The following is a 12,942-nucleotide window of genomic DNA, read 5'->3' on the forward strand; positions in this document are numbered from 1 at the left end:
TGGGGATTAGCCATTATTCCAATTAAGTAGAATCTAATTGGGACAAACACTATAACAAGTTGTCCAATTCAGTGGTGAGCAACACCATACCTTTTCCTCAGCATAATACCCTAAACACACCAACCGACGCATATAAACAATGCCAAGGGTTGTAAATCTGTCTTAAAGGTTTGTATGCGTATCATACCACTCGCACTAAACTAAGATTTTCACTCGCTGCTGGAGCTTCAAAATACTGAGTGACATGATGAAACACAACCCCAGTGTCAAACATAGCTCTTTCTGGTTGTTCAACTCGGCGTTTAGCAATTTGGGATAAGCATTGCTCATCTGTTAGGTCTAAATACCAAAGCTCATGCTCACTCCCTACTTCGACGCACAGTGATACGAACCAAGCTCTTTGCTTAATAGTATTCGCTGGAAAATCCATGACAACGTTGACCCCAACATTCAACAAACTTTGAATATGGCTTCTAACAAAAGGCTTGATAAGAGTTGAGTACTTAATGTAGTCATCAAACGTTTGAATTTGTGAGGGGTAATGAGCTGACAGCCAATCATCTTCTGAAACAAGAACCGCATTGTTTTCAGCAGCAACACACTTTGATTTGGTTGATTTACCTGCTCCCATCTTGCCACAGAAGAAGAACAACTTTCCCTGATTTTTCATGTTTCCTCATTTACGTATCACGCCAGCTTAAACCCTTTCTAGAGCATGGAATGGCTCATCGGGTAACTCAACGACGATGCTATCGCCTGCAGAAACTCGACCACCGACTTTGACGACTCCCATTACCCCAGCCTTACGAACTAACCTTCCTGAGCTATCTTTGCACAAAACAGCAGACAATAGCCCAGTCTGGTATACCTCGATTTGAGGGTAAGGGTTGCGAAGACCTGTAATCAAAACCTCTGCCCCACTGCTAAACCTAATTACGCTGTCTCTTGGTAACCCTAGTAAGTTAATACCTGATGTTGTGATGTTTTCCCCAAGTGATGCTGGCTCAACTTCAAACCCTTTAGCTTTAAGCTCGGAGAATAGTTCATTATGAATAAGGTGAACTTGTCTAAGATTTGGCTGATTGGGGTCGACTTTTACTCTTGAACGGTGCTTTACCGTTTTTCCTCGATGGGCATCTCCTTCAACGCCTTCTCCCTCAATGAGTAATATTGAATCAGCAATTGATTTAGAAAAAGTGTGCTCAGCACATTTACTGACTGAAACTACTTTGGGCATCCTTTCCTCCTGAGACCTCACATGCTTAATAACAGACAGTCTCGTTTTTCCGTCTGCCTCATTTACGATCACAAGTGACTAGAAATTAATCATTGACACTTTGTGTCGTTTTTTAGCCGAGTTTTATACGACATAGCTCATTAATAGGCTTGTCTACAAAATACTCCCAAACATGCTTGAATGCTGCATGTTGTGTTGGAAAAGGCGACAACTCTAACGCTTCTTCTAAGCTACACCATTTAAAATCTGTGTGTTCATGATTAAGAACGACTTCTTGATTCGCTGGACACTTAACTACAAAGACTGGAATGACTTCAATAACGTTCGAGTAGGACTCATAAAACTGCTCTAGGAATTGACCATTGTAAAGTTCTGTCACTTCAATCTGGGTTTCTTCCTGAAACTCTCGAACGATGGTTTGCCAAGGCAATTCACCTTCTTCCATTGAACCTGCGACATGGCACCAGAAGCCGCCTTTCACTCGCTTCATTAGAAGCATCTTTGTTTCACCGTTTATTTCCGACAGTGCCACTCCGGAAACAATCGAATTGTTTATTGGAATCATTTTTATACCTAGAAACTACGATAGTTGGCTAACGAGCCTGCTAAGTGGCTAGCAACGCATTCCAACACTCTTAACCTAAATTACCGAGCGTTGGCAGTTCGTCATATGCCTTTACGATTGACTTTAGTATGGCTCCAAGAAAGCACTGACTTGCTCTGCACATAAACCAACTTGTACGGAGACACCCGCCTGCCTTAGGATTTCGATACCCCTTCCACTATTACGAGTATCTGGATCCAACATAGCGACAACGACATGCCTTACGCCCGATTCAACTAATGTGTTGGCACAAGCGGGAGTCCGACCAACAAAGGAACAAGGTTCCAACGTTACATACGCGGTAACACCTTCTTTTGAAGCAGAATAGGATTCAAGAGCCTGAACTTCTGTATGGTTACCGCCTATTGATTGTGTATACCCTTCGGCCACCACCTCGCCATTTTTGACAAGAACACAACCAACAGGCGGATTTGGAATACAAAAAGGTAATGCATTCTTAGAAATTTCTAAGGCTCTAAGCATATATTTCTCTGACATCTTTTCGTATTCCTTTCATTAATATATAACATTATTAATAACAGGCGGTCTCGTTTTTCTGTCTGCCCGACTTGCCATTAACCTATCATAAGTGACTAAAAATTAATGTAAATATATCAAGCTATATGTTCTGTGATTTTATAAAAACGAGCGTACAAACTAGTTGGGATAGGTGCCCTAACAATGTTCAATTACTCATAGTGTCTTGATGCTTGAATTGCACCTGCAAATAGCTGTCAACTTTTAACCGTTTACCCCAAGCTAAAACCGCCACGCGTTGGTGTTCCCACTTAAAGTGTTTGGAATAACTTCATCTTAGCTCCAAAGGGGTAACTGTTCCGAAGCTATCATGCCCCACGACGATAACAGGGATACTGCTAGGCAACACCTTAGGTCTTTCCCAGATAGATTTAATCCAATTTGCTACACAGTCAACAACGACATCATTTACTTCAAAATCAACCTCGAACGGATCTACTGTCGGTATATAAGGTTTAATAGTCGTACCAACATATTTCGGCTCAAACAAACAGGCGTATTCTTCGATAGACTTATTTAGAACGTACATATCTGGACCTTCTAAACTCACATAGACTGAAAACATGCCATCACCATCCTGATTAGCGAACACTTCTATGTGAATTTCTCGCGTATTTTCTGGGAGTTTTGCAAACAGCTCTTTTAATGACGAAGCGATAGAACCACTGTGTTTTGCAAGTTCACTACTTAATTCTTCTTCAAAATTCATTCAATACTTCCATACATGCGCATAACTCCGCGTAATATTCAGGCTACTCGGGCATAAACCTAAGCCATTGTGACATGGAAACTAATGCTAAACTGTGTACCAAAAATGCCAAGCATTGACTGTCCAATTGAACGCTCGGTTATACGATTAATTCCAAAGTGCTTTCGATATTTATCAAAGGATATTCTTCACCTGAAATGAGTACAACACGGTTTATTGGATCAACTTCTACACAGTAATCTGAATTTCCATCAGGGTAACGATACAAAATCAGAACCAGACGTTCATTTGATTCTGTAACGCTACGTAAACCCCAAGCAGTAAACTCCAGGTTCAGAATCACCTTCCCACTACTAGTTTCTCGAATAACCGGAGAGTGCACCCAATGAGACATTTTCATTTCGTGTGCAGATGTAGCTACCTCATACTTTCCATTAAAAAATATTGATTCGTTTCCATTCGATATTTCCACTAAATCGCATAACGCCCTTGCTAATCGGCTACCAACAATACCACAAAAATCAAACCCACAATCGTAAACACTAAACACATCCAAACACAAAAATGCCCAAAATGTGCCTATCTATTTAGCACATTTTGGGCATAAACTTTCTCGCTGAGATCGCGCTATTACACCTGATTCAGTCGTACAACTGCTCTGCGTAACGTTTTAGAGCACGTTTTTTACTTTATATGGAGTTTAAGTGTCAGATTTCTGCTGCGGCAATTCACCCCTCACCCAGAGATTTGACTCAATAACTATCTAAATCGAAGCCGCCGCTTTCTTTAGGTGATCAAACAGTATCTTTTGATTGCTATTGTCTGCAAAAGCCGTCGGCTTTGACGAGTAAACCTGATGCTTTGTATCTAAATTTATCAACCTGGCTTGTCCTGTACTGCCCCAAAACGCATTGACCAAGTTTCTGTCTTCCACTGGCATCTGATGCAGTTCATTAGAACGATAGGTCAATAAACGAGTTGACGATGGAGGCAGTTCTGATGAATTTTGGAAATCGACCAGTTCCAATTTGATATCTACATAGTTATTGCCACTAATATTGACCCTTACCATCCCTACAGGACGAAGCGATGCACTCGCGCGTCCATTATTGGTGGCCACTATGTCTACTTCAAAAAGCTATAAAGCCCCTGCTGTTCTCCCTGAATTTTCGCCAATTGCGCGTCAATACCTCGCATGTTGTCACGTAGATTTTCCAACGTCGCATCATTTTCCTCAATCACTTCTTGCAGATCTTCTTTCACATCAGACAACAAAAACTTTAGCGCTGGTACGTTCAAGGCTGGGCCACTACCCGTTTTAAATGTCATGCCCGAGTAGTTTCTTGTTATTGATAACACTTGTCGCTCATAATAAACCGCTTCATCATCATCAATATAGTTACTTAAACCCCAGCTTTTCATTTCTCCTACACGGAATTCCGTCAACAAAAACTCATTGTTTTCCGGATCTAGGTAAGCATCAATCGTCGTGATGTACCGTGACAATTGTCTTTTTGTTTCCGCAATATTTTTCAAATCAACTTTTGCACTGTCATAAGCTTCTATCAGTGTGTTTACATCGAATGTAGGGTAACGAATCTTATCTCCCCTATTTCCATTTGGCTCCACTTCATAGAATAAGGATTCATCAATATATGGTATGAGCAACCTGAGTTCTTCTGTCGCCAATGCAACGCGGTAAGTATCAGCATTAACTCGGCGTATCTCTTCGATTTCAACATTTATGTCTGATGTTTCTACAAAGTAAATCTGCCAAACTGGAATAGCGATTGCGGATAAACCACCCAAAACAGCGACTGCGACTGACTTAGCGTGTCCTTTTAGCTTGTTCTTTATTTCTTCGAATGTCATTTTTCATCTCCTTTTCATGCGCTGAATGTTGCAAACGCTGCTTTTAGCCTCTCGTCATCGCGATGTTCAGCGCGAGCCAACATCGACCAATCCAACGCTTTGTTCGCTTCATGCCATTTAGGATTTGCTTTGATGGCTCTCATGAGTTGATATCGACCACATCTTCTCGCAGATTTACACCACCTTTACCCACTGAACCATTGAGTTCTATGGTTGGCATGCCAAACCCTCAATTTAAATAACAAGAGTTAGGCTAACCACGGCCCGTGCTGAAGTATTGGCGCAAAGCATGATTTATTGATATGAACTAATGAAAAAATAACCTTGTGAGAGTTGACCCATCGATTGAGCGCGTTTTAGACGTAAACGGCCTCGCTGTTAACGTGCGTGGGACACATCGTCGTGTGTGCTTAGTACCGCAATCTTTGTATCACTTACTGGCATTATCGGTTTTATTGGGCTTATGGTGCCTCATATCGCACGCATGTTAACGGGCTCATTGCATAAAGGGTTGATTGTTTTCTCCGCGATCCTTGGCAGTCTATTTTTGCTTGGAAGTGACTTGATAGCGCGAGTCATGCTCATTCCTCAGGAGCTTCCTGTCGGTATCGTCACCACTTCAATAGGAGGCGTGTTTGTGTTTTTCTTACTGATCAAGAACAGCGCATCAAGTTAGCGCTCAAGGAAGGTATAAGATCTCAAGTTCGTGGATTGAACAATAGAAACCCTCTTCAAGTTTAAACATGAAGAGGGTTTGTTGTTTGAGGCTAAGCAATCAGTTCTTGTGCTTCTACAGACGCTTCCGATTCTGGTTGCGAAGCTGTCTTGCCTTTCAGTTCCATCATGAGTTGTTTAACCAAAATGCCGTAGATAAACATCATCGGTAGCCCCGCTACCACGCACAAAGACTTAATGGTATTGATGCCGCCACCTGTAAGGAATACGCTAAAGCTGATAAGTGCAATCGCCCCTGCCCACATCAGTTTGACTTTGTTGTCTGGGTCTCCGTTTAGGGATAGTTGATTCGTCGTCAGCATCGAGGTGGCAACACTAGCGCTCGACATCGTCGTCAACATCAAGAAGAACTGAATCACCAAAAACACCGCAAGAACCACATTGTTTGCTGGCAACGTTTTGATCAACGAGACAACGGCAAACGTCAATCCACCATTGCTCATCCACTCTTGAACAGGATAACCACCTAATAACTGCGCCCAAACCGCGTAGCCCCCAAAGATAGAGATAAAGAAAGCACATCCCAAAGCGCCCATCGAGATGGTATACAAGATGACTTCACGGATAGTACGGCCTCTCGATATGCGGGTAATAAACAACCCCATCATGATTAAGTACGCGTAGTACCAGAACCAATAATATTGAGTCCATGCTTGAGGGAAACCACTCTTTTGCACCGGATCCGTCCAAAGGGACATACGGAAAAAGCTATCGAGCATCACTCCAAGTGAATCCGTTACGTTGTTCAAGACAAATTGGGCATTTGATGAAAACAGCACAAACAAGGCAAAGAGAATCGCAGCGATGACCGTGTAATCCGATACCTTACTGATGCCTTTGTTGAAGCCCACCAGCGTCACTGCAAATAAAACCAATACAAACAAGAAGATGATGCCACCTTGAAGCAACAAGTTATTCTCTATTCCAAATAGTTCAGCGGTTCCCGTACTAAGCAGAGTAACGGTTAACGCCAATGAACTCGCAAACGCCGCGAGTGTGCCGAAGATGGCCAAAAGATCCACGCATTTACCCACGATTGGATTGTTACCAATTACGGGTTCACAGAGTGTCGAGAGCTTCAATGTACGGCGTTTTTGTACATAGAAAGCATAAGCAAAAGGAATCGCAGGGAAACAGTAGATCGCCCACCCTGTTATCCCCCAGTGGAACATTGAATAAGTGACCGACCACGCAGCTGCAGTATAACTGTTGGCCTCGGCAAATAACGGAGGAGATTGTAGGTAGTACATAGGCTCCCCAATCCCCCAATAAATAAGCGATGCACCAACGCCAGCCGTAAAGATCATGCCGCCAAAAGAGAAGTTCGAATATTCGGGCTTTCCTTCCCCTAATCGAATGTCACCGTACTTGGAAAACGCCAACCACAGTAGAAAGCCAACAAGAGCAAGACTGAAGATTTGCACTAACCAACCAAACCAATCGGTCACAAACGTCATTGCGTTGTTCGCCATCGCTTGAGACTGTTCAGGGAACATCGAAGAGACAAGTAGAATGATCAGGACAGTGCCAATCGCAGGAATGGTGAGCCCGAGATTAAGATTCTTCAACAGTATCTCTCCACGCCGTCAGTTCAGCAATATGACTTGGCTCAATGCCACAACAGCCGCCAATGATACTCGCCCCTAAGCGATGCCACGTTTTCACGTATTCCAGATATTCTGTTGGTGAGAAGTGTCTAAGTCCTTGATATGACTCATTCGCTTGGTGATTCACTTTAATTGGCGCAAAGCTGTTCGCGTAAACACCAATAGTTAGCGTCTTCCCTGTTCGTTCCAATACCTGATTCACGTCTTTAATCGCTTGTTCAATCACTTCAGGAATTGAGCAATTGAAGAAAACACCCTGCGCATTAGTATCAAGAAGCGCCTCTACAGCGTCTATGACAAGCTCACCAGAGCGCAGACGCGAGACTTTGCTGACTTCATCTTCTAACGTGAAAGCGATATAAACTGGCTTGTCGGTTTTAGACAGAACTTGGCTGATCACTCGCGCTTCGCTAAGGCTTGCAACGGTTTCCGCCAACCAAATGTCCACATAAGGCTCTTGCGCTTTAAATAGACTCACACTGATGTCGTAAGCACTCTTTTCTTCAAATAAATCAGGTCGATAAGAACCAAAGGCAGGAGGGATAGCGCCAGCAACAAGCACTTCTTTTTGTGACAACGTCACGACATCACGAGCAATTTTAGCCGCTTTCTCTGCCAGCTCGCGTCCCTGCTGTGCATACAAATCCTCACCTAAATGAAACGGAACACAGGCATAACTGTTGACGGTAATGATTTGCGCCCCTGCATCAATAAAACCTTGGTGCGCTTGCGTAACATGTTGTGGGGATTCGATAAGCGCTTGAGCACTCCAAAGAGGTTGAGAAAAAGGAGCACCGATGCGCTTTAGCTCGCGCCCCATGCCACCATCCAATATTTTCAGATTTACCATTTAGACATCCATACCGCTAAAATCTATTTGGCTATTCAATCACAATATGACAGAAGTGAAAGTTACATTTCCTCACACTCAACATGAAGAATATTCATGTTGAGTGAAAACAAGTAATGTCTTGCACGTTATTATGCGACGCAATGATACTTAAAACCTACTTTCCCCTATTTACTTGGGTGATACCTTACTCCCTGTACCAGTGTTCTTTTGACTCCATTTGCGCTTTCACTTCTGTACTATATTCTGCTGTAGGTCGTGCCAATAGTCTTGGAATACCGATAGGATCACCGGACTCTAAACAATAGCCATACTCTCCTGCGCGCAAGCGAGCCAAAGATTGTTGGATCTTAGGTAACAGCTTTTGCTCTCTATCTATGATCCTTAATGCGATTGCAGATTGCTCCTCGCTGGAAGCCCTGTCGCTTTCATCACTGAATTCCATGGTGCAGTGCTTGACACAGTCACAAACTGCTTGATGCCAGAGTTAAGATCACCGACTATATTAATTGTTATATTATAACATTACACTATAAAGAGCATGAGCATGAACACCCAGAAACTCCCTGTTACGGTTTTGTCCGGCTTTCTAGGCGCAGGAAAAACAACCGTTTTAAGTCATATTCTTAACAATAGACAAGGCAGAAAAGTAGCGGTCATCGTCAACGATATGAGCGAAATCAACATCGATGCAGCAACCGTTCAGAATGAAGTTTCTCTCAACCACAGTGAAGAAAAGTTGGTTGAAATGAGTAACGGCTGCATCTGTTGTACCCTGCGTGAAGATCTACTAGAAGAAGTCACTAAACTCGCTCAAGAAGGCAGATTCGATTATCTAGTTATCGAGTCTACTGGCATCGCTGAGCCTCTACCTGTTGCCGAGACTTTTACTTTTAGCGATAAAAACGGGCTTTCACTTTCAGACGTTGCGCGTTTAGACACCATGGTTACGGTGGTTGATGCGATTAATTTTCTGCGCGATTACGATGAAGCTAAGTTCTTAACAGAGACATCCGAGTCCTTAGGTGAAGACGATGAACGTAGCGTCGCTGACTTACTGGTTGATCAAGTAGAGTTCGCTGACGTGATCTTGATAAGTAAAACCGACCTCGCTGAGAAATCTGAAATCGAAAGGCTTGTTGCGATTCTTAAAACCCTAAACACATCGGCCACCATACTTCCGATCTCGAATGGTGAAGTAGAACTTGATGCAGTACTCGACACACAAAGCTTCAGTTTTGAAAAGGCACAACAAGCTCCAGGTTGGTTGAAAGAAATGCAAGGCGAACATATACCTGAAACCGAGGAATACGGTATTTCCAGCTTTGCATATCATGCGCGACGCCCTTTCCACCCAGAGAAGTTTTATGACTTCCTCCATAATGCGCAAGATTATGGAAAACTGATTCGTTCCAAAGGTTACTTTTGGCTAGCAACCAGACCAGATTTTATCGGTCAATGGAGCCAAGCAGGAGGCATCGCACGTTATGGAGTCGCGGGTATGTTTTGGAAAGCGATTCCGAAAGAGGAATGGCCGACGGATCAAGATTACCTCGATGCCATAAACGACATTTGGCAAGAACCTTATGGCGATATGCGACAAGAACTGGTGTTTATTGGTCAGGGATTAGAGCAAGAGAAATTGATTGCCCGCCTCAACGACTGCTTGTTAACAGAAGATGAGATTGAGCAAGGACTCGACTATTGGTTATCTTTGGAAGACCCTTTCCCTGAATGGGAACAGTAAGCCACTGAGATACAAAACAGCCTCCCATCATTCGGGAGGCTTTAATATCAATTACTTTGATTTCTGTCGTTTAACCCATTCTTCTGAGGCATCCCCCATTGTCAAACCTGTGGCATTGTTAATCCAATTCATGAAATCACGATCAAACTTAAAATTTTCACCAAATTTAGATTTGAAATATCTGCGAACATTCTGAGTCGTTTTATAGCTATCTGTGATAATTGTGCTGTCATCAATATAATTTTTATGCCAATCAACCTTATCCATGGTTTTGAAGCCTCCTCTTGTATAACAATCTTAATTACAGGCCATTTCGTTTTTCTCTTTGCCTGACTGACCATTAACCTATGATAAGTAGCTAGAAATTAGCTATTGACGCCGTAGCGTTTTGTTAAGTGTTTGTTTGTACCAATGGGCCAACCAAAGCTGCCCCATCAGGTAAAAAGAACGCTATCATAAACAAACACAAAACTGTGAGCCAAAACTACCAAGCGTTGACGAGCTACTTGAACGCTTGGTTATGTCACTCTGAGTCTAACGTCTCAGCACTTATAATTACATGCCGCCCAAAAAAATTTCTTTGAATTTTCAACAGTAAGGGCGAACCATTACGTTGTGACAGCCAAAGCTCTTCAGAGGTACGGCTACGTATGACGCCATAGATTTCGTGCTTGATATCCAACACATAAGTAATACCTCCTTTGCCACGACTCTGACGCTTTTGTTCAACATAGCCAATGATCTCGAAAGGTTCGCCAACAACACCATAGAGAGCAGTTATTCCGACCAAAATGACACCACTTGCAGCATAATTTAAAGGAGATTGCCTACGTAGGAAAGGACGAGCATCTTGTCTTTCGTGGTAAAAGTGTAATGGGTTCTTTCGCTTATATAAAATGAAACCCATCAAAAGGCCGACCAAGCCAACCAAAGTAATGAACTCGAAACCATTAAACACATTATCGTCTACAGAAAATGCTACCCATACAGCCGTTACATATAGAAAGATTTGTATGTAAATTTTACTAGCCATTGTGATTACATTTTCTCCGAAGTGACATATCAACGCCTCACTAAGCTGCCGGAAACATATGACCATGCGTTCAACGTGTTGGAGGTCAGTTTGAGTACCTTGTTAGGACTTGCGTTGACCGTTTACTTTATTTAAATCTTTAATACTTGGAGCATTGGCTACAAGGTTTTTAGCTAAATCTGAAGGTAAGTCTATAAATAAGGTTGCGCTACTATCCCAACACACAATCTCAAACACTGCATTTTTTAGCTGCTTTTCTGGAATGCCCTCCCAAAAAATAGAGTTTCCATCCGCAAATGGTTCATCAGTGGTAAAAGGCCTCGTACCTTTAGGAAAAGCAGAAATGACAGCCCACGAAAACTGATAATCAAATTCACTTATTTTTGCCGCTAATTCTTGGCCAGTGACCCAAGATGGGTCATCTAACTCAGGCCAAGCACCATCTATGTCAGAGATATGCCAATCATAATCCGATAGGCTAATTTCGAGCCAATTCTCAACATTTATTAGGCTTGTATAGAAATCAATCCCTTTTGCTTTTTCTTGGATATAGTTCATTAATTCAACTCAGGACACACACCAAAAGATTTCTTGAACAGTTTACTAGCTATGTTTTTCCAACGCCTCTCAGAGTTTAGCTATCGAATGTTGACTGTAGACTTTAATTCCATTGCGCTTTAACAATGCAGTAGCTATGCCTGAGCCATCGACCTTGATGCCGTTGAATGTACCATCATAAATTTTTGAACTACCACAGGACGGACTGCCTTTTGGTCGGTGCGAAGCTTAATACTCCTGTGTAACCTTAACCCATTTTGCTCGCCACTCCGGGGCTTCCATTGGCCCAGGCCAGAACTCTTTTTGCTTCACAATTAAACCATCTTCTACAGTGTGAAATGTTATCGCTCGATCTTTTTGAACACTATCCGTAATCGAGACATCAGTTACGACTATTGCACCATCACAAACCACAGAATGAACGTCAAACTCCCAAACACCATTTTCTGGGTAGTAAGAATTAATAGCGGTGAAGTTTTCTCGACCAACAATTAACTCACCTGACTGAGGCCAGAATCCCTCAAAATCAGGGCTGAGCCACTCACTGGCCTTCGCAAAATCATTTGTTTTCATTGCATCCCAAAAAGCTAGGACAACTTCCTTTGGACTCATCATTTCCTCCGAGCACCTAACGCCAAATTAAATAGTGAGCAACGCTATACCGATGCTGCCGCATACCACCTTAAACACCAAAACCAACATATAGTGAAAATGCCGCGTTGCGAATCACTCCAAAAAACTTGTTTGTTTAATAGGTGTGCTCCTGTGTGCGATGATAAAAGTCGGGAGCTAAGTTTACAAGTTTAAAAAGATCGCTAGAAATAATTAGCTTGAGCAGAGCTTGCATTGCGACTCCATATTCACTCACCTTTTGATCTTCATCCCCCAATTCATAATGCTCACAATATGCTGCTTCGTCGTACCCAGACATACCATAAAGTGCTATAGAATATTGGTTGCTCCAATCTCCTATGTTCTTCCTTACTTGTTCACGAGTTTCTTCTGACCTGTAAGTGTCCTCTAGCCTTTTTTTCTGGCGATCAGCATTAATTAACTTCAACAATTCAACTTTATGCGTGTCGGTTAACTCAGATTCATTATCCTTAACTTTCTTTTGAATACGCCAACCAACAACTCCATCCAAATCAGACCAAGTCTCTAACTTATCCTCTTCGTATTGTTCAAGCTCTTCCCAGCTGTTTAGGTGTTAATTCTCTAGATCCCACCACTCAATGTACTCATTTAGAGTTTTATTAAGACCAACTTCTGTATTGATGTACACAACACCCTCAGAAATAACTAATGCATAAATTATTTCACTTTCATACTTATCAATTAATACTTTTAGCTTGGGCTCAAGTTCCTGAAAAATTAAATCCGCATCTAAACTATTTCTCATAAAATTATCCTATTAAACTAACATCCTTAATAATGGGCAGTATGATTTTTCGTC

At 42.3% G+C, this 12,942-nt stretch carries 19 protein-coding genes and 2 pseudogenes; 2 read left to right on the forward strand and 19 right to left on the reverse strand.

Translation table 11 applies throughout. The features are described from left to right. Nucleotides 1-181 precede the first annotated feature (181 nt). The 8 genes from KW548_16965 to KW548_17000 form a co-directional block, all read right to left on the reverse strand. Nucleotides 182-670 (reverse strand): ATP-binding protein, encoded by a 489-nt coding sequence (locus KW548_16965; GenBank protein QXX08825.1) that lies wholly within the window; start codon nucleotides 668-670, stop codon nucleotides 182-184. A 27-nt stretch (nucleotides 671-697) separates the two neighbouring features. Then, the gene (locus tag KW548_16970; GenBank protein QXX08826.1) at nucleotides 698-1,237 is read right to left on the reverse strand and encodes an MOSC domain-containing protein; all 540 of its coding nucleotides are present in this window, start codon (nucleotides 1,235-1,237) and stop codon (nucleotides 698-700) included. A gap of 112 nt (nucleotides 1,238-1,349) precedes the next feature. Then, nucleotides 1,350-1,802, reverse strand: coding sequence for an NUDIX domain-containing protein (locus KW548_16975; GenBank protein ID QXX08827.1), 453 nt, complete (start codon nucleotides 1,800-1,802; stop codon nucleotides 1,350-1,352). 123 nt (nucleotides 1,803-1,925) lie between these two features. After that, nucleotides 1,926-2,339, reverse strand: coding sequence for a bifunctional diaminohydroxyphosphoribosylaminopyrimidine deaminase/5-amino-6-(5-phosphoribosylamino)uracil reductase RibD (locus KW548_16980; protein ID QXX08828.1), 414 nt, complete (start codon nucleotides 2,337-2,339; stop codon nucleotides 1,926-1,928). Nucleotides 2,340-2,649: 310 nt separating this feature from the next. Beyond that, nucleotides 2,650-3,087, reverse strand: a complete 438-nt coding sequence (locus KW548_16985) for a hypothetical protein (GenBank protein ID QXX08829.1) — start codon at nucleotides 3,085-3,087, stop codon at nucleotides 2,650-2,652. 139 nt (nucleotides 3,088-3,226) lie between these two features. Next, complete coding sequence (locus KW548_16990) at nucleotides 3,227-3,643, reverse strand: hypothetical protein (GenBank protein ID QXX08830.1); 417 nt, start codon at nucleotides 3,641-3,643, stop codon at nucleotides 3,227-3,229. A 207-nt stretch (nucleotides 3,644-3,850) separates the two neighbouring features. After that, nucleotides 3,851-4,207 carry a hypothetical protein gene (locus KW548_16995; protein ID QXX08831.1) on the reverse strand — a complete coding sequence of 119 codons (357 nt, stop codon included), beginning with the start codon at nucleotides 4,205-4,207 and terminating at the stop codon, nucleotides 3,851-3,853. Nucleotides 4,208-4,212: 5 nt separating this feature from the next. Next, on the reverse strand, nucleotides 4,213-4,959 hold the full coding sequence (locus KW548_17000) for a hypothetical protein (protein ID QXX08832.1): 747 nt from the start codon (nucleotides 4,957-4,959) through the stop codon (nucleotides 4,213-4,215). Nucleotides 4,960-5,371: 412 nt separating this feature from the next. On the opposite strand from KW548_17000, the pseudogene KW548_17005 reads away from it, so the two are divergent. Further along, nucleotides 5,372-5,635: pseudogene (locus KW548_17005) on the forward strand (iron ABC transporter permease). Between the two features lie 91 nt (nucleotides 5,636-5,726). Here the strand turns inward: KW548_17005 and KW548_17010 are convergent. The 3 genes and pseudogenes from KW548_17010 to KW548_17020 form a co-directional block, all read right to left on the reverse strand. Beyond that, a complete protein-coding gene (locus tag KW548_17010; protein ID QXX08833.1) occupies nucleotides 5,727-7,262 on the reverse strand; it encodes a BCCT family transporter in 1,536 nt (511 codons plus the stop codon). Then, nucleotides 7,249-8,151 (reverse strand): homocysteine S-methyltransferase family protein, encoded by a 903-nt coding sequence (locus tag KW548_17015; protein ID QXX08834.1) that lies wholly within the window; start codon nucleotides 8,149-8,151, stop codon nucleotides 7,249-7,251. Before KW548_17015 ends, KW548_17010 begins: the two co-directional genes overlap by 14 nt. Nucleotides 8,152-8,338: 187 nt before the next feature. Continuing rightward, nucleotides 8,339-8,596 (reverse strand): annotated as a pseudogene (locus KW548_17020) (TraR/DksA C4-type zinc finger protein). 102 nt (nucleotides 8,597-8,698) lie between these two features. Between KW548_17020 and zigA the strand changes: the two are divergent. Next, nucleotides 8,699-9,898, forward strand: a complete 1,200-nt coding sequence (zigA, locus tag KW548_17025; protein QXX08835.1) for a zinc metallochaperone GTPase ZigA — start codon at nucleotides 8,699-8,701, stop codon at nucleotides 9,896-9,898. Between the two features lie 51 nt (nucleotides 9,899-9,949). On the opposite strand, the gene KW548_17030 is transcribed toward zigA, so the two are convergent. From KW548_17030 to KW548_17065, 8 genes are all read right to left on the reverse strand, one after another. After that, entirely contained in the window at nucleotides 9,950-10,165 is a 216-nt protein-coding gene (locus KW548_17030; GenBank protein QXX08836.1) for a hypothetical protein, read from the reverse strand. 256 nt (nucleotides 10,166-10,421) lie between these two features. Next, nucleotides 10,422-10,931, reverse strand: a complete 510-nt coding sequence (locus tag KW548_17035; protein QXX08837.1) for a hypothetical protein — start codon at nucleotides 10,929-10,931, stop codon at nucleotides 10,422-10,424. Nucleotides 10,932-11,033: 102 nt separating this feature from the next. Further along, nucleotides 11,034-11,489: a hypothetical protein gene (locus tag KW548_17040; protein ID QXX08838.1), complete on the reverse strand. Its 456-nt coding sequence runs from the start codon at nucleotides 11,487-11,489 to the stop codon at nucleotides 11,034-11,036. 69 nt (nucleotides 11,490-11,558) lie between these two features. Then, nucleotides 11,559-11,672 carry a hypothetical protein gene (locus tag KW548_17045; GenBank protein ID QXX09443.1) on the reverse strand — a complete coding sequence of 38 codons (114 nt, stop codon included), beginning with the start codon at nucleotides 11,670-11,672 and terminating at the stop codon, nucleotides 11,559-11,561. Nucleotides 11,673-11,717: 45 nt separating this feature from the next. Further along, nucleotides 11,718-12,101, reverse strand: a complete 384-nt coding sequence (locus tag KW548_17050) for a nuclear transport factor 2 family protein (GenBank protein QXX09445.1) — start codon at nucleotides 12,099-12,101, stop codon at nucleotides 11,718-11,720. A gap of 27 nt (nucleotides 12,102-12,128) precedes the next feature. Continuing rightward, the gene (locus KW548_17055) at nucleotides 12,129-12,191 is read right to left on the reverse strand and encodes a hypothetical protein (protein QXX09444.1); all 63 of its coding nucleotides are present in this window, start codon (nucleotides 12,189-12,191) and stop codon (nucleotides 12,129-12,131) included. A 46-nt stretch (nucleotides 12,192-12,237) separates the two neighbouring features. Further along, nucleotides 12,238-12,633 (reverse strand): hypothetical protein, encoded by a 396-nt coding sequence (locus tag KW548_17060; protein ID QXX08839.1) that lies wholly within the window; start codon nucleotides 12,631-12,633, stop codon nucleotides 12,238-12,240. Between the two features lie 63 nt (nucleotides 12,634-12,696). Continuing rightward, a complete protein-coding gene (locus KW548_17065; GenBank protein QXX08840.1) occupies nucleotides 12,697-12,888 on the reverse strand; it encodes a hypothetical protein in 192 nt (63 codons plus the stop codon). Nucleotides 12,889-12,942: the final 54 nt, after the last annotated feature.

The organism is Vibrio neptunius, from assembly GCA_019339365.1.
GTDB lineage: Bacteria > Pseudomonadota > Gammaproteobacteria > Enterobacterales > Vibrionaceae > Vibrio > Vibrio neptunius.